The sequence below is a fragment of the Pedobacter panaciterrae genome (assembly GCF_013204795.1).
GTDB classification, from domain to species: Bacteria; Bacteroidota; Bacteroidia; order Sphingobacteriales; family Sphingobacteriaceae; genus Pedobacter; species Pedobacter panaciterrae.
Map to the genome: position 1 here is coordinate 318,091 of NZ_JABMKW010000008.1, position 18,029 is coordinate 336,119.

Consider the following 18,029-nt stretch of genomic DNA (forward strand, 5'->3'; position numbering starts at 1 on the left):
GTTATAGATTAGACTTTTATTTCTAATAAGGTTATGAACATCAGGAAAGCAGAACAAAAGGACGCCAGCGCTATTCGGATTTTAATGGAACAACTTGGTTATCCTACTGAAGAAGGGTTTATTGCGAAAAAACTCATTGATCTCTCTAAATCTTCTGATCATTGCGACCTTGTCTGTGAATTAGAAGGAAAGGTATTAGGTTTTTTATCCCTTCATTTCATTCCTCAAATAGCTTTTGAAGCTGACTATGCGGTAATTAGCTACTTTGTGGTTGATGATAATTCCAGAAGCCTGGGAATTGGTAAAGCTTTGGAAGAGCGCTGCACTGCATTAGCTATTGAAAGGAAATGTAAAAGAATTATGGTTCACAGCAATGCAAGACGTACTGATGCACACCGGTTTTATTTAAGACAGGGCTTTGTTGAATATCCGAAAGATTTTGTAAAGTTCTTATAGGAGGTGTCCAAAACGCGTTTTGGACACCTCTTTAATTATAGATCAAGAGCAGCATGGCATAAAGATTGCAGTTCTATTATTTTGACTTATAAATTTAATAGGATTATGAAATTTTCCAGTTTAATACCGGTAGTACTGATAGCAGCTGTGGTAACCCAGGGTTGTGTTAGTAACAAAAAGTATAACGATCTCCAATCTAGTTACGATCAATTAAAAGAAAAGACTAAGGATTTGAATCAGAAGTATCAGTCCGGTCAACAGGAACTCTCTGGAACAACATCACGAGTAAAAAGCTTAGAAGAACAAATTGCCTCAGAAAAAGCAAACTCAGCTTCTTTGCAGGCCGCGCTTGATAAATGTTTGAGCTCTACCAGCCAGGGTAATGTAAATATTTCTAAATTGGTTGATGAGATTAATGCCTCAAATAAATACATCCAACACCTCGTAAATACTAAAAACAAAAGTGATTCACTTAATTTGGTGTTAACCAATAACCTTACACGTTCATTAAGTAGAGAAGAAATGAGAGATGTGGACGTGAAAGTGCTAAAAGGAGTAGTTTATATCTCTTTGTCGGATAACATGCTTTATAAATCTGGAAGCTACGAAATCTCAGATAAAGCGGGTGAAACACTAAGCAAAATTGCTAAAATCATTAAAGATTACCAGGGGTATGATGTATTGATTGAAGGTAATACGGATAACGTACCTATTTCGCAAACAAATATTCGAAACAACTGGGATTTAAGTGCTTTAAGAGCGTCATCAGTAGTTCAGTCGTTGCAGAATAATTATGGTGTAGAACCGAAACGCTTAACCGCCGGAGGTAGAGGTGAATATAATCCGATTGCAGGAAACGATACGCCAGATGGCAAAGCAAGAAACAGACGTACACAGATTATTATAACACCTAAATTAGATCAGTTTATGGAGTTAATTGGTAAAGCTCCGGAACAAGCTAAAGAACCTGTAAAAGAATAGGCAGGAATAGTGTTATCTGATTCGCAAGAGATCGCAAATCAGAATAAAGAAGCATGACTTTACGAGGATAAATATTTTTATTTTTATCTTACGTTATTGTTCATGCTTTTTTTATGCCAAATGATAAACCAAATCAAGTCCTGCAGTGCCGTATCCTGTTTTTTAATCATCTTTTTGAACATATCTGTTTTGTTTGCACAGCCAACAAAAAAAGAACCCGATGGGAAAATAGAAAAATTAAGTAAAGAATTGGATGCCATCATAAATCATGATGCTAAGGTTGAAGTGATTGCCGATGGTTTCGGTTGGGTTGAAGGACCACTATGGATAGAAAGCAAAAGGATGTTGTTGGTTTCAGATGTCTTAAACAATACTGTTTACAAATGGACACCCGAAAAAGGTAAGGAGGTTTATCTTGAACACTCAGGCTACACCGGAACTCAGCCCAGAACAGAAGAACTGGGATCGAACGGGTTAACGCTTAATCACAAAGGACAACTGCTGTTATGCCAACATGGCGACAGGAGAGTAGCGCTCATGAATGCTTCGTTGGATGATCCTAAGGCAGAGTATATTACACTTGCAAATGAATATAAAGGAAAAAAATTCGATAGCCCGAACGATCTGATTGTTAAAAGCAATGGCGATACTTATTTTACAGACCCACCTTATGGGCTAGAAAAGGGCGTCAATAATCCATCAAAAGCAGCTCCGTATCAGGGAGTATATAAGATTTCTAAAAATGGAGAAGTAACCTTATTAGTAGACTCGATTTCAAGGCCAAATGGAATCGCTTTCTTCCCGGGCGAAAAAAGCTTATTAATAGCAAATTCAGATGGTGAAAAGCCCTATTTGTACCTTTATGATCTGAATAAAGACGGATTATTGATAAATGGAAGGATTTTTCAAAATGACAGGGGTACTGACGGTATCAAGATTGATAAGCAAGGCAATGTTTTTACAACCGGCCAGGGCGGAGTTTGGATATACAATAAGAAGGGTACGCTGCTTGGAAAAATAAAGATTGAAGGCAGTACGTCCAATTGTGCCTTTGCAGATAATTATAAAACACTTTTCATTACTGCCGATAACTATTTATTAAAAGTTGACCTGGCAAAAAAAGCAGGTCAGTAATTATATTCCTATGTCTACATTATCTCAGATCTTAGAACATAAAATTATTGCCATTATTCGCGGTGCAAATCCTGCCGACGTGATAAAAATAGCCGAAGCATTATATGCAGGAGGGATTCGTATACTCGAAATTACAATGAACTCGGCGCAGCCACTTACTGTTATAAAAGAGCTTATCGATAAATTCGGTAGCAGGATGATCATTGGTGCAGGTACTGTTCTTGATGTTGACTCGGCAAAAAAGGCTGTTGCCGCAGGAGCAAGCTTTATCCTTTCTCCAATAGTGGATATAGAGGTGATTAAAATAGCAAAAAGCCTTGGTGTAGTGAATATTCCGGGTGCATATACGGCTACTGAAATCTACTATGCTTATAAAAATGGAGCCGACATTGTGAAAGTATTTCCGGCAACTTCTCCTTCTTATTTAAAAGACATTGCAGGGCCATTACCTCAAATCCCGCTATTGCCCACAGGAGGTGTCACGCTCGAAAACATTAAAGACTTTAAAAATGCTGGTGCTGTTGGATTTGGAATTGGCAGTGCACTGGTTAATACCAAACAAGAAGTTACACCAGAATATCTTTCCAAACTTACTGCTAAAGCTCAAGCCTTTGTTCAGGCAGTTAATTTATAAAAATATCCCAACATGAAAATTAGAAACTACGAATTGTTCCAGGTGCCACCAAGATGGCTGTTTTTAAAGATTGAAACTGATGAGGGGATTGTGGGATGGGGTGAACCTGTTATTGAAGGAAAAGCGGCAACAGTAAAAGCTGCGGTTGAAGAATTAATGGAATATCTTATAGGTAAGGATCCTATGAATATTGAAGATCATTGGAATGTGATGTACAGGGCAGGTTTTTATCGTGGTGGCCCAATTCTGATGAGTGCGATAGCAGGTATAGACCAGGCACTTTGGGATATTAAAGGAAAGTTTTTTAATGCTCCGGTTCATCAGTTATTAGGTGGAAAAGCCAGGGATAAGATGAAGGTATATTCATGGATTGGCGGAGATCGGCCGGCTGATGTAGGACTGGCCGCAAAGAAAATGGCTGAGCAAGGTTTTTTAGCAGTAAAAATGAATGCTACTGAGGAACTTCAGTATGTAGATAGTTATGATAAAATTGATGAGGCCATAAAACGTATAGCTGCGGTAAGAGAGGCAGTTGGACCTGCATTCGGAATTGGAATAGATTTTCATGGCCGTGTGCATAAGCCTATGGCTAAAATTCTGGCGCAGGAGCTGGAACAATACCGTCCAATGTTTATTGAAGAACCGGTATTGCCCGAAAATAATGAAGACCTTAGGGAGATAGCCAATCATGTTTCTATTCCTATTGCTACAGGTGAAAGGATGTTTTCGAAGTGGCAGTTTAAAACGCTGCTGAAGGAAGGATATGTTGATATTATTCAACCTGATGTTTCCCATGCCGGGGGAATAACGGAGTGTAAAAAGATAATCTCTATGGCAGAGGCTTTTGATGTTGCGGCTGCACCACATTGTCCGTTAGGGCCGATTGCTCTGGCGGCATGTCTGCAGGTGGATGCAACTTGTCATAATGCCTTTATTCAGGAGCAAAGTTTAGGAATACATTATAATCAGGGAAGTGACCTGCTGGATTATTTAACCGATAAAACTGTTTTTGAGTATGAAAATGGATATGTGAAAATTCCGGATAAGCCTGGGTTAGGAATTGAAATTAATGAAGAGCATGTAAGAAAAATGGCCGCGATTGGGCATAACTGGAGGAATCCTGTTTGGAGACATGAGGATGGCAGTGTTGCTGAATGGTAAATTATAGAATATGAAGCCAACGAAAATTCGCTATCAGATTCTTTTTTTGATTTTTGTTAATGTAGTTATCAATTACATGGACAGGAGCAATCTGGCAGTTGCAGCCTCTGATATTGGTAAAGAGTTTAAATTCTCGTCTGTGCAGATGGGACTGATCTTTTCTGCTTTCAGCTGGACATATCTGTTGTTTCAGATTCCAGGTGGGATATTGGTGAACCGCTTTAGTCCACGTATTCTATATGCGGTTAGTCTCATCACCTGGTCATTTGCCACCATTGTACAAGGTTTTGCCAAAGGGTTTATTACGCTATTTGGCCTTAGAATGGCAACCGGAGCATTTGAGGCCCCTGCATTTCCAATTAATAACAGGGTGGTGAGTAATTGGTTTCCTGATAATGAAAGGGCGTCGGCAATTGCAGTTTATACTTCGGGCCAGTTTCTGGGGTTGGCTTTTTTAATGCCGGTACTTTCGAAAATTCAATTTTATGTGGGTTGGAAGGGTTTATTTGTGGTAACCGGTTTAATAGGTGTGTTATGGGGAGTTGTATGGTATGTTTTTTACCGTGATCCTTTAAAACATTCGAAAGTAAATGAAGCAGAGCTTAAACTCATAGAGAGCGGAGGAGGGTTAATGGATGGAAAATCTATTGCCGACGCAGATTCAAAAAAGAAGTTTAAGTGGGCTGATTTGAAAGAAGTATTGTCGCACCGAAAATTATGGGGGATATATATAGGTCAGTTTGCGGTCAATTCCACTTTGTGGTTTTTCCTTACCTGGTTTCCAAAGTATCTGGTTGATTACAGGGGGTTGGATTTTATCAAATCTGGATACTGGGCATCCATACCTTACCTTGCAGCATTTGCTGGTGTGCTTTGCTCTGGGTTTTTATCTGATTATTTAATAAAAAAAGGAGTATCTGCCGCAAAAGCACGTAAGAGACCAATCATTATTGGGCTTTTAATTTCCGTATTTATTCTGGGAGCTAATTTTGTTGATACACCTGGGCTAATCATTTTCTTTATGGCTTTATCCTTTTTTGGAGTGGGCTTTGCATCGATTACCTGGATCTTTGTTTCCAGCCTTGCGCCAAAGCACCTTATTAACATAACGGGTGGGGTATTCAATTTTATAGGGCAGCTTTCGGGGATAGTCGTACCAATTGTTATCGGGTTTCTGGCCAGCGGCGGGAATTTTGCCCCGGCATTGATCTTTATCGCAGTTTTAGGGTTTATGGGGGCATGCTCATACATCTTTCTGGTTGGGAACGTGGAACGTATTAAAACGAAGAATTAATGGATCATTTTTTTAGCTGTGATTGGGGGACAAGTTCCTTCAGACTTCGTTTGATTCAGGCGAAAAATCTTGCCGTTGTTGCTGAAACAAAGAGTAGCCGTGGAATTTCGGATACTTATAAACTTTGGCAGGAAAAGGGAGGAACTGTTTTGTCGCGGGCAGATTTTTATGCATCTATCGTAAAAGATGAAATCAGATCATTGCAGCAGAATTTAAATATGGTAACTGACGGTATCCCTGTCCTGTTTTCGGGGATGGCCTCGTCTACCATTGGAATGGTGGACTTGCCTTATAAGAAATTGCCATTTAATCTTGACGGTTCAGATCTGAAAACAGAGTTTATGGCTGATAGTACGGGAGCTAACCCGTTTGTAATTATATCTGGAGCCATGGCTGATTGTGATGTAATGCGTGGCGAGGAAACTAAAATTGTGGGCTGCGATACGCTTTTGGATAATAAAGATCAGGAGCAATTGTTAATTCTGCCGGGTACACACCCTAAGCATATTGTGATAAAAAATAGCCAGGCGGTAAGCTTTAAGACCTATATGACGGGTGAATTTTTTAATCTTCTATCTGTGAATAGCATATTATCGGCTTCGGTAGAGGAAGGAGGAGATTTTGGTGATCCTCAAAATCAGGAGCGCTTTAAGGAAGGGGTTAAGGCAAGTAGGCACTCAAATCTCTTACATGCCAGTTTTATGGTGAGAACCAATGAGGTGCTTAAAAACATTCCTTCTCAGCAAAACTTACACTATTTAAGCGGCTTACTGATTGGTACGGAGCTGGGTGGATTAAAACCAGAAATACCAATTTATTTGGTAGGCGGGGCAGTACATGCTTCTTTGTATAAATTGGCTTGTGATGAACTTGGTTTAAGGATTAATAAGGAAATTGATGCAGATCTGGCCCTTATTAAGGGACAGCTGGTCATCTTTTCGAGATTTATTAATTTATATTAAAAAATGCCTGATGAAAGTCTTCATCAGGCATTTTTTCTAACTACCGCATTAAGATCTCTTTATTTTTGGCCTTGTTCAAAATTCACCAGCCATTGGACTCCGAATTTGTCTTTAAAACTTCCAAAATAAGCACCCCAGAAAGTATCTTCAAGGGGCATTTCAACGGTTCCACCTGCTGATAGTCCGTTAAAAAGATGTTCTGTCTCTTCTCTGCTTACAGGATGAAGTGATATTTGCACATTGTTTCCTGCATTTAAAATATGTCCGCATGAAGGCAGGATATCTGATGCCATTAGTGTAGTATGCTCGTTAATTGGTAATGCAATGTGCATTATTCCATTTTTTTCATTTTCAGGAAGCTGTGAAGATTCTGGTGCTTCCGTCATTCTGTGGACAGCACTAAATTCACCACCAAAAACAGATTTGTAAAAATTAAAAGCTTCTTCGGCTTTGCCGTCGAAGTTTAAGTAAGGATTCATTTTTGCCATGTTTTTCTGAGTTATGTAAGTTTAAAAATTGTTGTTAAACAAATTTATAGAATACTCATGGGTGCAGAGAGGTGCGAAAAGGTCAATTTTAGGGGCTGTTTGCGACAAGTTTTTCTCTTTATATTGATTAGCCTTAAAATAACATTTTAGAACTACCTTTGGTTCTTAATTTCGCATTGCTGTCATGATTAGATTAAATAACGAAACACCATCGAGTGTATTACAAGATGTAAAAATTGGTAATCTGGTTACCGATACATTTAGTAAAACCGGCTTGGTTGAGAAAATAGAAATTACTGATGATGGCCTATACCGGATTTACAAGTTTATTCTTGTAACAGGAAGAAGCATTACCGTAAAGAAGTAAATTCTATTTGTCAATTAGCCGACTTATGGTATCATAAGACAGGTTCTTATAGTCGTCGATATATAAGTTGCAAGGAGGAAGTTCTTCTTTGGTATGAGAGGTAAGTACACCAACTACTTTCATGCCTGCATTTAATCCGGCCGAGACACCAGAAAAAGAATCCTCAAACACGATACATTGATCAGGTGACACGCCAAGATTTTTGGCCGAAGTAAGGTAAACCTCAGGATCAGGTTTATGTTTTTTCACATCTTCGCTGGCCATTACAGACCCTAATATTTCTCTAATGGGCACTTTGTTGAGTATCAGTTCCAAATTGGCATATGGAGCCGAAGTAGCTACACCTAATTTTGCACCATTGTTTTTTAGGTTATTTATAAACTCAACTAAACCTGAAATTGGTTCTACATTGGGTTCATATATTTTTCTGAAAAGACCTTCTTTTTCCTGTTCTAATTGCAGAAGTTCTTCGCCTTCAATTTTTCTTTTTAAGAAGTGGCTGAGGATATAGCTATTCGATTTGCCAAACATGTGTTGCGCGAACTCTTCATCTGTAGGAGCTAAGTTTCTTGTCGAAAAAAACTCACGGAAGGCGAGGGAATGGTAAGGATTGGTATGGCAGATCACACCGTCCATGTCAAAAATGACAGCAATTTCTTTATTCATGAAACAAAGTTAAGAATTTTAAAAGAGCATACCGTTCTTAAAGCTACCGTCATCTCAACGACAGGAGAGATGACGGCGGGTATTATAACATGAAGTCAGCAAGTGGTGTAGTTATTATTCAGCTTTTTTTGGAGCATCTTTTTTGTTTGCTTTCTTCTCGCTTTTCTTTTCTGCTTTAAACTCTTTGTAAGCTTTGCGCTGAGTGTCGTTCAAGACTGCGTTTATTTTGTTATCTCTTTCATCTTTAGCGGCTTTAATAGCAGCTTTGTCTTTCTTTTCGCCTTTAGGATTGCTATCCTTTACTTTTTTAAAGCTTTCAAGGTTTATTGCCTCAATTTTCGACTTTTGATCGGCTGTTAGTGATAGCTTTTTAGTCAACTCCTCCGTTGCATGCTGAGCCTTTTGTTCAGGAGTTTTTTTTACCTTTTTATCACTTTGTGCAAATGCCATAGTACCCATACTAATGAATAATATCGCTGTGAAGATTAATCTTTTCATATACAATTTTTGTTATTCTAGAGTTATAGAGGGATAAAGATAGGAATGGTTTAATCAATAAAAGTAATTTGGTGTGTTTATTGCTATGAAGGAGTTTTAAAAGATTTTATATATTAAATACATGCTTAAAAAGATATCAATTGTTGTAATCGGTTTATTTGTTGTTTTATTCGCCGCTGCGGCTGCAATTCCTTTGTTCTTTAAAAAGGAGATTGATGCAAAGATTAAATCGTCTATAAATGAGAGTGTAAATGCTAAAGTAGATTTTAAAGATCTGGATTTAACTTTAATCCGTTCGTTCCCTAACCTGGGGATAAAGATCAACAACTTAACGGTTTTGGGTATCGATAGCTTTGCTAAAGACACTTTAGCGAACATTAAGCAACTTCAATTGAATGTGAACTTAATGAGTGTGATTAAGGGTGAAAAGTATGAGATAAAATCAATTAATCTTGAAGAACCAAAGATTCTGGCTAAAGTATTGAAAAGTGGTCAGGCCAACTGGGATATTGCAAAGAAAGATAGTACCGGCACTGATGGAGCAGATACTGCTAAAACTGCTTTCAAAGTAGCCTTGCAAAAGTATGCAATTGAAAAAGGTAAAGTTGTTTATGATGATGCCTCTTTAGGTTTTTTCATGGAGATGGATAATTTGAACCATACAGGTACTGGTGATTTTACTCAAGATTTATTTACCCTTAAAACCCAGTCTGATATAGAAAAACTAACAGTTAAGTATGGTGGTATTCCTTATTTGAACAAGGTAAAGCTTGATGCTGATCTTCCTATTGATATCGATATGAAGAATATGAAGTTCACTTTTGCCGAGAATAAGATTAAACTTAATGAATTGTTGTTGTCGGCGGTGGGATACCTTGCCATGCCAAATGATAAGGACATAGTTATGGATTTTAAGTTTGATGCAAAGCAATCTGAACTTAAAAATTTCCTTTCTTTAATACCCGCAATTTATGCCAGTAATTTTAAGGACATGGATGCTACAGGTAAATTTGCAATGGACGGAAGTGCGAAAGGGACCTATAATGAGAAATCATTGCCTGCTTTTAATGTTAACCTTTCTATAGAAAATGGTAAGATAAAATATCCTTCTTTACCTTCTGCAATTAATAACATACAAGTGAAATCGCAAATCAGCAATCCCGATGGTGTAATGGATCATACCGTTGTAAATGTACCTGCATTTCATATGGAGTTTGGGAATGCACCAATTGATGGAAGATTGTTATTGAAAAATCCGACAACCGATCCATTTTTGGATATGGCACTTAAAGGAAAGCTGGATTTAAAACAGCTGACAACAATTTTCCCGATGAAGGACATGACCTTAAGTGGTATTCTGGATGCAGATGTGCAGGCGGCAGGACGTAAATCATCTATTGATAAAGGACAGTATGAAGCATTCAAAGCATCAGGACAAATGCTGGCAAGCAATTTCAATTATTCAGGTAAAAATGTGCCGATGCCAGTCAGTGTGCCCTCGGCAAAAATGTCTTTTAGCCCTAAAAATATCACGTTAAGTAACCTTACAGCTAAGGTTGGTAAAAGTGATTTCGCCGCAAATGGTACGGTAAATAACTACCTGAGCTACTTCTTTAAAAAGAACCAGGCTTTACAAGGAACATTCAACGTGGCTTCGAACTTAATTGATGTTAATGAGCTGATGGGACCAAAAAGTACAGTGGAAACAGAAAAAAAGAGCGATTCGAAATTAACTGTATTTGAAGTGCCCGGAAATATTGATTTTGATATGACCGCAAAAGCGGGACGGGTGCTATATGATAATTATGATATCACTAATGCAAAGGGAGTTTTAGAAGTTAAAAACAAGACCATATACTTTAAGGATATGGGTATGAACATGCTTGATGGTACGGTGAAGATGAACGGGTCATACGCCACAATAGATCCTAAAAAACCAAAGGTTGATGTTGATTTCGGCATAGAAAAAATGGATATCCAAAAAGCATTTACTGCTTTTAATACTGTAAAGTTATTGGCCCCGGTTGCCAAATTCGCAAAAGGAGTATTCTCTACTAATTTAAAGTTTAATTCAGATCTGGATCAAAATATGATGCCTGTTTACTCTTCTATAAATGCAGAGGGTTTAACTAACATTATTCAGGCAGTACTTGATGGATTTGAGCCATTAAATAAACTGGCTTCAGCGTTAAGTTCCGATAAATTTAAAAAGTTGGAATTAAATAATGTACTTACTAAGTTCAAGATTAAAGACGGTCGTTTAAATGTTGCGCCTTTTGACATTAAAAAAGAAGGTATTTTGATGAATATTCAGGGTTCAAATGGTTTAGACCAGAGCATGGATTATCAGCTTGGGTTAAATGTACCGAGAGCTATGCTTGGAGCAAAAGCAAATGAAACGGCAAACGCCTTTATTGCTAAGCTGAATAGCAAGGCTGGTACTAATGTTGCTATGAGTGAAACTATAAAAGTAAATGCGGTATTAGGTGGTACAATTTTAAAACCTACTATTAACCTAAAATACGGTGCAGGGGATGCAAAAGCGGGAGCTAAGGAAGCCGTTAACCAGGTAGTTGCCGAGAAAAAAGAGGAGATTAAAGCCGTTGCTCAGGCTAAACTTGATACCATCAAATCACAAGCAACAGAAAAAGCTAAAAATGCGATTGCCGATAAAATTAATGGTCTTTTTAAGAAGAAAAGTCAATAAGGTATTGTATGCTCGTCGTCATTCTGAATTTATTTCAGAATGACGATTTTAATCCAATTAACTGTTTTTACACTATCCATTTTTCACATGTTTTCAGGAATTTAGGATCTATATCAGCTCCAATTCCAGGAGTATCGGGGATATCAACAATATATCCATTGTAGGTAATACCACCAGTTACGGGGTCAATGAGATGCCCAAGTAAGCAGGAATCCAAATCGAAAAAAATCACATTCGGGCTTGCCAAAGCAAAATGCATATTTGCACTGATTGCTATTCTACTTTCAAGCATTCCACCTATCATGCATTTTGTGCCGGTTTGTAGAGCAATTTCATGAATCTTTTGTGCCTCAAGTATTCCTCCTGATTTTGAAAACTTAATATTAAGGTAATCAACCGAGCCGCTGTTTATCAGCTTTCGCGCGTCGTGATGGTTGTAGCAACTTTCATCTGCCATAATTTTAATAGGAGAGTTGGCTCTTAGTTCGGGTAGCTTATCATCAAACCAGGTACGCATAGGCTGTTCGCAAAATTGAATATCAAAATTCTCCAACGCTCCCAATGCATATAGTGCATCATCAAAACTCCAGCCTTGATTTGCATCGAGTCTCAGAATCATTTCACTGCCAACTGCCTGCCTGATTAAGCTTACCCGTTCGATATCGCTGTGTACATCTTTACCAAGCTTTATTTTGATGATACGGCAGCCTTTAGCTTTAAATCCTATTGCAGTAGTAGCCATGTTTTCGGGGGTATCGATACCTATGGTCATGTCGGTTTCTACAACGCGTTTTTCACCACCTAAATATTTATAGAGGGGTTGCCTGGCTTCTTTAGCAGCAATGTCAAACAAGGCCATGTCAAATGCGCTTTTGATGGTGCTGTTGTGTGCAGCGTAACCCAGAAGCTCGCTCATTCTTTCAGGTATGTCAAGAGGGTCTTTTCCAATAAGAATACTGGCAAACTCTTTTGCCATTGCAAGACAGGTTTCCTGACTTTCTCCAACAATAATGGGAAACGCTGAGCATTCCCCAATCCCATAAATATTATTGTTGGTGTAAATCTTAATGAGTACATTCTGAGCGAAATACATAGTGCCAGTAGCAATTGCAAATGGTTCTGTTGGTATGCTGAAACGATAAATTTCGATATATGTAATCTTCATGTTATCAGAGCTATACTGTAAAAGTACAACTTATCTTTTTACCTTTATAGCATGAATTTAGAACCCAATAATTTAATTAAAGCCTCATCACCTTACTTGTTGCAACATGCCTATAACCCCGTAAACTGGTATGAATGGGGAGAAGAAGCGTTGCAAAAGGCGGAAGCGGAAAATAAGTTAATATTGGTTAGTATAGGTTATTCGGCATGCCATTGGTGCCATGTTATGGAGCGCGAGAGTTTTGAAAAACATGAAGTTGCCGAAGTAATGAATGAGCACTTTGTATGTATTAAAGTGGATAGAGAAGAGCGGCCTGATATTGATCAGATTTACATGATGGCCATACAGTTAATGACTGGTAGTGGGGGCTGGCCTTTAAATTGTATTTGCCTGCCAGATCAAAGACCAATTTATGGTGGTACTTATTTTAAAAAAGACGATTGGATCAGTGTTTTATTGAGCGTTGCTAACTTATGGGCCAATGAGCCTGATAAGGCTAAGCAGTATGCCGACAGGCTTACCGATGGAATTCGTAACTCTGAAAAGGTAATCCCTAATGTTAAGGTTGATGAATATACCAGGGCGCATCTAACAGAAATTATAGAGCCCTGGAAAAGATACTTTGATATGGCTGAGGGTGGCTACAACCGTGCCCCAAAATTTCCATTGCCAAATAATTGGCAGTTTATGCTAAGATATAGTCACCTGATGGAAGATGACGCTACTCACGTATCGGCTTTACTTACTTTGGAAAAAATGGCGCTCGGCGGTATTTATGATCATGTTGGAGGAGGATTTGCCAGATATTCTGTAGATGGTAATTGGCATGTTCCTCATTTCGAAAAAATGCTTTATGATAACGGACAGCTGATAAGCCTTTATGCTGAAGCTTACCAATATTCTAAATCTCTCCTGTTTAGAGACGTAGTAGTGGAAACTATTGATTGGCTTGAAAGAGAAATGACTTCGCCCGAGGGCTTATTTTACTCTGCTCTGGATGCCGATAGCGAAGGTGTGGAAGGTAAGTTTTATGTTTGGAACAAGGAAGAATTTGATGCCGTATTAGAAGAGGATGCTCAACTGCTGGCAAATTATTATAACGTTACAGATGATGGGAATTGGGAAGAAGAAGAAACCAATATACTTTTAAGGAAGTTTGAAGAAGAGGAATATGCAGATGTAAAAGGAATAACGGTAATGGAGCTTCAGGAAAAGATAAGAGAAGCGAAGGTTAAACTGTTACAGGCACGTAGCAAAAGAGTGCGTCCGGGATTGGACGACAAATGTCTTACTGCATGGAATGCGATGGCTATTAAAGGGTTAGCTGAAAGTGCTGGTATATTTAGTATTCCACATTATTATGAATTGGCAAAAAGAGCTGCCGATTTTATACTGGCAAATTTGCGTATGCCTGACGGTGGCTTGTATCGCAACTTTAAAAGCGGAAAGGTAACCATTCCGGGGTTTTTAGATGACTATGCTTTTTTTGTTGAAGCTTTAATTGCGCTTTATCAATCAGATTCTGCTGACCGCTGGCTCACTGAAGCAAAGCAGTTAACCGATTATGTGCTGGCAAACTTTGAGGATCCGGATAGTCCGATGTTGTTTTATACCTCTGCCAGTGGTGAAACTCTGATTGCCCGTAAGCATGAAATAATGGACAATGTTATTCCATCTTCAAATTCAACAATGGCACAGAATTTACACGTTTTGGGATTGTTATTTGATAATGAACAATATATAAACAAAGCCGCTGCGATGCTTACATCCGTTCATCCTCAAATAAAAACATACGGTTCAGCATATTCTAACTGGGCTATTCAATTGCTTAATGAAGTATTCGGAATTAATGAGATTGCTATAACCGGTGATAAGGTATCAGAGATAAAAAGGGAACTGAATATGCATTACATCCCTAATAAAATTACATTGGCCGGAACAAATTCGAGCTTACCTTTGTTAAAAGATAAGCAAAGCATTGAAACAAAAATCTATATTTGCCGAAATAAAGCGTGCCAGTTGCCGGTAGTGACCGTTGATGAAGCATTACAATTGATAACTAAATAACATCATAATGAGTATTAAACCCAATACAGTAGTATCATTAACGTACGAATTGCATACGACTAATGAAGAAGGACAACAAGTTTTTGTAGAGAAAGCAGATGAGCAAAACGCATTAGTATTTCTTTATGGTACAGGAATGATGTTGCCAAAATTTGAAGAACATTTAGATGGTCTGAATGTTGGAGATGAATATAGCTTTGAACTTAGCGCAGCTGATGGTTACGGTGAATTAGATCCGGGAGCTTTTGCAGACTTGCCTAAAGACATGTTTAAAGATGTTGAATTGCCTTCAGTAGGTGATGTTATCCCTTTACAAGATAATCAAGGTAACCACTTCAGAGCTGGCGTTACAGCTGTTCATGAGGATGTTATTTCAGTAGATTTGAACCACCCGATGGCTGGTAAAAATTTAATATTTGCTGGTAAAATTTTAACTGTACGTGAGGCTACTCAAGATGAATTGAGCCATGGTCATGCGCATGGTGCTGATGGTCATTCAGGTCATTAATAGCTAATTTGCTTAAAAACCCCTGATTTTCGAAAAGAAGATCAGGGGTTTTTATCAGTGAACCGCGCTGCTGTTGCACTTTTCACAAACCCCATAGGCCGTTGAGGTTACGGTTGTAGCTGTAAAACCTTCGGGCATTTTAATTCTTGGGACATTAACCTCCAAACAATAAATCTTAAGGCAGTTTGTACAATTAAAGTGTACATGCTCATCATGATGATGGTGTTCTGTACAGGAGGCCGAGCAGATTGCATAATTGGCAGTTCCATTCATATCCATAATCCTATGAAGTATACCCTTATCTTCATAAGTATTCAATATCCTGTATAGCGTAACCCTATCTATTTCTTTACCGAGCTTTTTCTCCAGCTCTGGTTGCGAAACAGCAGCTTTATCCAAAGCAATTTCTTCGAGTACGCGAACCCTTTGTTTGGTATGTTTTAAATCGTGCGTTCTTAATATGTTGGCTGGATCTATCATCTTGGTTAATTTATATAGGTTTGGCTGCAGTTAGTACAATTGGAGGGTTATCCATTGCATTGCCAGTATTTAACTTTAAAGTTCCCTTTACAGTTATGGTTTGATAAGTGAATTTTATCGGTTCGGTTAGCTCTACCAACACCATAATTGGTACCCCATTTTTACCGCAGAAATAACATTGATTAATGGGTAAGGTTGAGAGCATGAACTTAGTCTGTTTCATCCCGTCTTTAATAGGAACAATATAACCCTCAAGCTCAAAGGGCTTATTGGCAAATTTCTTTATGTTGTTGTTATAAACTGCAAACATCTCTGTATCCTTAACGATTTTGAAATCTACACTGCCAATAACATCCCAGTTGTCAGACATTATCTGATCATCAGGATTGTGCTGTGCCTTAACAGCGAGACCAGTAAAAAGTAATAAGAAGAGAATAATATTTTTTATCATAAATGTGTGTTTAATTCTTTGATAATATTTTAGAGATGTTTGATCTATAGGCCTGGACAGCAGGTATTATAGATGCAAATATACCAATAGCAAGTCCGGCTGCAAATAAATATGCCTCATCACCGAGTAAAATCAATCCGGTTAATCGTGCCTGACTGCTTTCCTGATTGCTTCCAATAAATTCTAATGCCAAATGCCCTAATGCTATTCCAATAATTGTACCTGCTAAAGTAAGCATAATCCCTTCTGTAATTACAATCAGAAACAGCTTAGCTCTGGATGCTCCCAGTGTACGCATAATGGCCAAATCATAACTTCTTTCTTTTAACGAGTTGTACAGATTTACAAATACACTTATTGCTGCAATGAACATAATAAGTAAGGCAAACCATTGCAAGGTATCCACACCAATGCCTATTAAAGAAAACAATCTGGTGCTTTCCTGAGCGGGAGAGGCAGCCTGCATATTTGTAGATTCATTTACCATGCGAGGAAACATAACTACCGACATTGGTGAACGGTACTGGATCAGTAAGGAAGTAATTTCTTTATTCTGAATTTCAGGTGCTTCCTTTTCTTTGTGTTTTGAATCATGATCATGTTCTTCCTTTTCCTCGTGATCGTGCATCTTCCAGACGCTCGAAATGTTCGTTAATATCAGATTGTCTGTTACATTTCCTTGTGGTGTTAAAATGCCCGCAACTTTATAGGCATGGGTTTTATGGATATCCGTACTTCCTGTAAGACCATGTGCGCCATAAAAAGTATCACCTATTTTAAGCTTTTGATTTTTAGCTATGGAGCTTCCAATAGTGGTTTCAAAATCGCTTTGCCAGAATTTACCTTCTTTAACCTTAAGTTTATAAATACCAACAAAATTACTGTCGGTGCCCACAATACGGACGCCATTATAATTATCTCCAAGGGCTAATGGCACTGCTTTTTTAACAAAAGGACTTCTAGCCAGTTCCTGAGCCTCTTTTAGAGGGATATTGCCTGTAGGGAAATCGATGTAATAAATACTGCTCAATATAAGCTGCAAGGGGCTCCCTTTGGCGCCTACTACCAGGTCGATATCCTTAGAGTTGTTTTCCAGCTTATCACTAATTTGCTTTGAAGCAAGTAGCAGTATGGTTAATATACCAGTTCCAAAAGCAATCAAGATAATGTTCAATACTGATGATAATGGTTTAGACCAGATGCTTTTCCAGCTTATCTTTAAAGGGCTCATGATAATTCGTAGGTGTTTGTAAACGCGTCTTTAACTCTTTTGTCGTGTGTAGCCACAATAAGTGTAGCCTGGTTAATGCCCGATTGGTCTATTAAAAGCTCCAGCACTGCTGCGGCATTTTTGTCATCCAAACTTGACGTTGGTTCATCTGCGATCAGTAATGTTGGTCTGTTAATTACCGCCCTTGCAATAGACACACGCTGCAACTGTCCCTGACTCAGCTCACTTGGATAGGCATCCTTTTTATCCGCTATGCCTAAAGAAGCTAAAACTTCCTGTACCCTATTTAAGTTGGTTGGAAGATTTGCAAAACTTTGCGCCATAACAAGATTTTCCTTTATCGTAAGACTTTTTATAAGGTGTGGACGCTGGAAAATGATCCCAATGTTTCTGCCCCTAAACTGATCCAGGTGTTTTGAAGACAAATCATAAATAGAAGTGCCATTAATAACAACACTACCTTGCCGGGGCTTTAAAATTCCTGTTAAGATATGAAGCAATGTAGTTTTACCACTTCCCGACGCACCAAGCAGTAACCATTGAGATCCATCATCTACCTGCCAGTCTTTAAAGCCTATTTTATGGCCATTCTCATAGTTATGAGCTACCGCATTTAATGCAATCATACTTAATCTTAATTTTTAATGTGGCTTTTTAAATAGTTCATGTAAAGCTGCCTGCCATTTACTTTATCATGTTTGCAACCTGGATTTATCATGCTTATAAAAAGCAAAAACGCACCAAATATTATTTTTCTGTTCATCACTTCTGTGGTTTGT

The 18,029-nt window shown here is 38.2% G+C and carries 19 protein-coding genes; 11 read left to right on the top strand and 8 right to left on the bottom strand.

The genetic code is table 11. The features are described 5' to 3' along the window. Positions 1 to 33 precede the first annotated feature (33 nt). The 7 genes from HQN86_RS03470 to HQN86_RS03500 all read left to right on the top strand — a co-directional run bounded on the left by HQN86_RS03470 (position 34) and on the right by HQN86_RS03500 (position 6,622). The gene (locus HQN86_RS03470; RefSeq protein WP_172659637.1) at positions 34 to 456 is read left to right on the top strand and encodes a GNAT family N-acetyltransferase; all 423 of its coding nucleotides are present in this window, start codon (positions 34 to 36) and stop codon (positions 454 to 456) included. A gap of 105 nt (positions 457 to 561) precedes the next feature. Beyond that, positions 562 to 1,437 (top strand): OmpA family protein, encoded by an 876-nt coding sequence (locus tag HQN86_RS03475; RefSeq protein ID WP_048906887.1) that lies wholly within the window; start codon positions 562 to 564, stop codon positions 1,435 to 1,437. A 174-nt stretch (positions 1,438 to 1,611) separates the two neighbouring features. After that, positions 1,612 to 2,571: an SMP-30/gluconolactonase/LRE family protein gene (locus HQN86_RS03480; RefSeq protein ID WP_216854313.1), complete on the top strand. Its 960-nt coding sequence runs from the start codon at positions 1,612 to 1,614 to the stop codon at positions 2,569 to 2,571. A 10-nt stretch (positions 2,572 to 2,581) separates the two neighbouring features. Then, positions 2,582 to 3,205, top strand: a complete 624-nt coding sequence (locus HQN86_RS03485) for a bifunctional 4-hydroxy-2-oxoglutarate aldolase/2-dehydro-3-deoxy-phosphogluconate aldolase (RefSeq protein WP_172659639.1) — start codon at positions 2,582 to 2,584, stop codon at positions 3,203 to 3,205. Between the two features lie 12 nt (positions 3,206 to 3,217). After that, positions 3,218 to 4,366, top strand: coding sequence for a galactonate dehydratase (gene dgoD, locus HQN86_RS03490; RefSeq protein ID WP_172659640.1), 1,149 nt, complete (start codon positions 3,218 to 3,220; stop codon positions 4,364 to 4,366). Positions 4,367 to 4,376: 10 nt separating this feature from the next. Then, entirely contained in the window at positions 4,377 to 5,660 is a 1,284-nt protein-coding gene (locus HQN86_RS03495; protein ID WP_172659641.1) for an MFS transporter, read from the top strand. Next, the gene (locus tag HQN86_RS03500; RefSeq protein ID WP_172659642.1) at positions 5,660 to 6,622 is read left to right on the top strand and encodes a 2-dehydro-3-deoxygalactonokinase; all 963 of its coding nucleotides are present in this window, start codon (positions 5,660 to 5,662) and stop codon (positions 6,620 to 6,622) included. Before HQN86_RS03495 ends, HQN86_RS03500 begins: the two co-directional genes overlap by 1 nt. A gap of 59 nt (positions 6,623 to 6,681) precedes the next feature. Here HQN86_RS03500 and HQN86_RS03505 read toward each other — a convergent pair whose 3' ends face one another. Next, a complete protein-coding gene (locus HQN86_RS03505) occupies positions 6,682 to 7,101 on the bottom strand; it encodes a VOC family protein (protein ID WP_317171642.1) in 420 nt (139 codons plus the stop codon). A 193-nt stretch (positions 7,102 to 7,294) separates the two neighbouring features. Between HQN86_RS03505 and HQN86_RS03510 the strand changes: the two genes are divergently transcribed. Next, on the top strand, positions 7,295 to 7,477 hold the full coding sequence (locus HQN86_RS03510; RefSeq protein ID WP_172659644.1) for a hypothetical protein: 183 nt from the start codon (positions 7,295 to 7,297) through the stop codon (positions 7,475 to 7,477). Between the two features lie 3 nt (positions 7,478 to 7,480). On the opposite strand, the gene HQN86_RS03515 is transcribed toward HQN86_RS03510, so the two are convergent. After that, on the bottom strand, positions 7,481 to 8,143 hold the full coding sequence (locus HQN86_RS03515) for an HAD family hydrolase (protein WP_172659645.1): 663 nt from the start codon (positions 8,141 to 8,143) through the stop codon (positions 7,481 to 7,483). 114 nt (positions 8,144 to 8,257) lie between these two features. Further along, positions 8,258 to 8,641 carry a hypothetical protein gene (locus HQN86_RS03520; RefSeq protein WP_172659646.1) on the bottom strand — a complete coding sequence of 128 codons (384 nt, stop codon included), beginning with the start codon at positions 8,639 to 8,641 and terminating at the stop codon, positions 8,258 to 8,260. 121 nt (positions 8,642 to 8,762) lie between these two features. On the opposite strand from HQN86_RS03520, the gene HQN86_RS03525 reads away from it, so the two are divergent. Then, positions 8,763 to 11,348, top strand: coding sequence for an AsmA-like C-terminal region-containing protein (locus HQN86_RS03525; protein WP_172659647.1), 2,586 nt, complete (start codon positions 8,763 to 8,765; stop codon positions 11,346 to 11,348). 67 nt (positions 11,349 to 11,415) lie between these two features. Here the strand turns inward: HQN86_RS03525 and HQN86_RS03530 are convergent, their stop codons facing one another. Beyond that, positions 11,416 to 12,513, bottom strand: coding sequence for a mandelate racemase/muconate lactonizing enzyme family protein (locus tag HQN86_RS03530; protein WP_172659648.1), 1,098 nt, complete (start codon positions 12,511 to 12,513; stop codon positions 11,416 to 11,418). Between the two features lie 51 nt (positions 12,514 to 12,564). On the opposite strand from HQN86_RS03530, the gene HQN86_RS03535 reads away from it, so the two are divergent. Beyond that, entirely contained in the window at positions 12,565 to 14,580 is a 2,016-nt protein-coding gene (locus HQN86_RS03535; protein ID WP_172659649.1) for a thioredoxin domain-containing protein, read from the top strand. A 7-nt stretch (positions 14,581 to 14,587) separates the two neighbouring features. Next, positions 14,588 to 15,088: an FKBP-type peptidyl-prolyl cis-trans isomerase gene (locus HQN86_RS03540; RefSeq protein WP_172659650.1), complete on the top strand. Its 501-nt coding sequence runs from the start codon at positions 14,588 to 14,590 to the stop codon at positions 15,086 to 15,088. A gap of 54 nt (positions 15,089 to 15,142) precedes the next feature. On the opposite strand, the gene HQN86_RS03545 is transcribed toward HQN86_RS03540, so the two are convergent. Genes HQN86_RS03545 through HQN86_RS03560 form a run of 4 tightly spaced genes read right to left on the bottom strand, consistent with a single transcriptional unit; the run spans position 15,143 to position 17,876 of the window. Continuing rightward, entirely contained in the window at positions 15,143 to 15,568 is a 426-nt protein-coding gene (locus tag HQN86_RS03545; RefSeq protein ID WP_172659651.1) for a Fur family transcriptional regulator, read from the bottom strand. A 10-nt stretch (positions 15,569 to 15,578) separates the two neighbouring features. Then, positions 15,579 to 16,019 (bottom strand): hypothetical protein, encoded by a 441-nt coding sequence (locus tag HQN86_RS03550; protein ID WP_172659652.1) that lies wholly within the window; start codon positions 16,017 to 16,019, stop codon positions 15,579 to 15,581. Positions 16,020 to 16,029: 10 nt separating this feature from the next. Then, positions 16,030 to 17,250 (bottom strand): ABC transporter permease, encoded by a 1,221-nt coding sequence (locus tag HQN86_RS03555; protein ID WP_172659653.1) that lies wholly within the window; start codon positions 17,248 to 17,250, stop codon positions 16,030 to 16,032. Beyond that, a complete protein-coding gene (locus HQN86_RS03560) occupies positions 17,247 to 17,876 on the bottom strand; it encodes an ABC transporter ATP-binding protein (protein WP_172659654.1) in 630 nt (209 codons plus the stop codon). Before HQN86_RS03560 ends, HQN86_RS03555 begins: the two co-directional genes overlap by 4 nt. Positions 17,877 to 18,029: the final 153 nt, after the last annotated feature.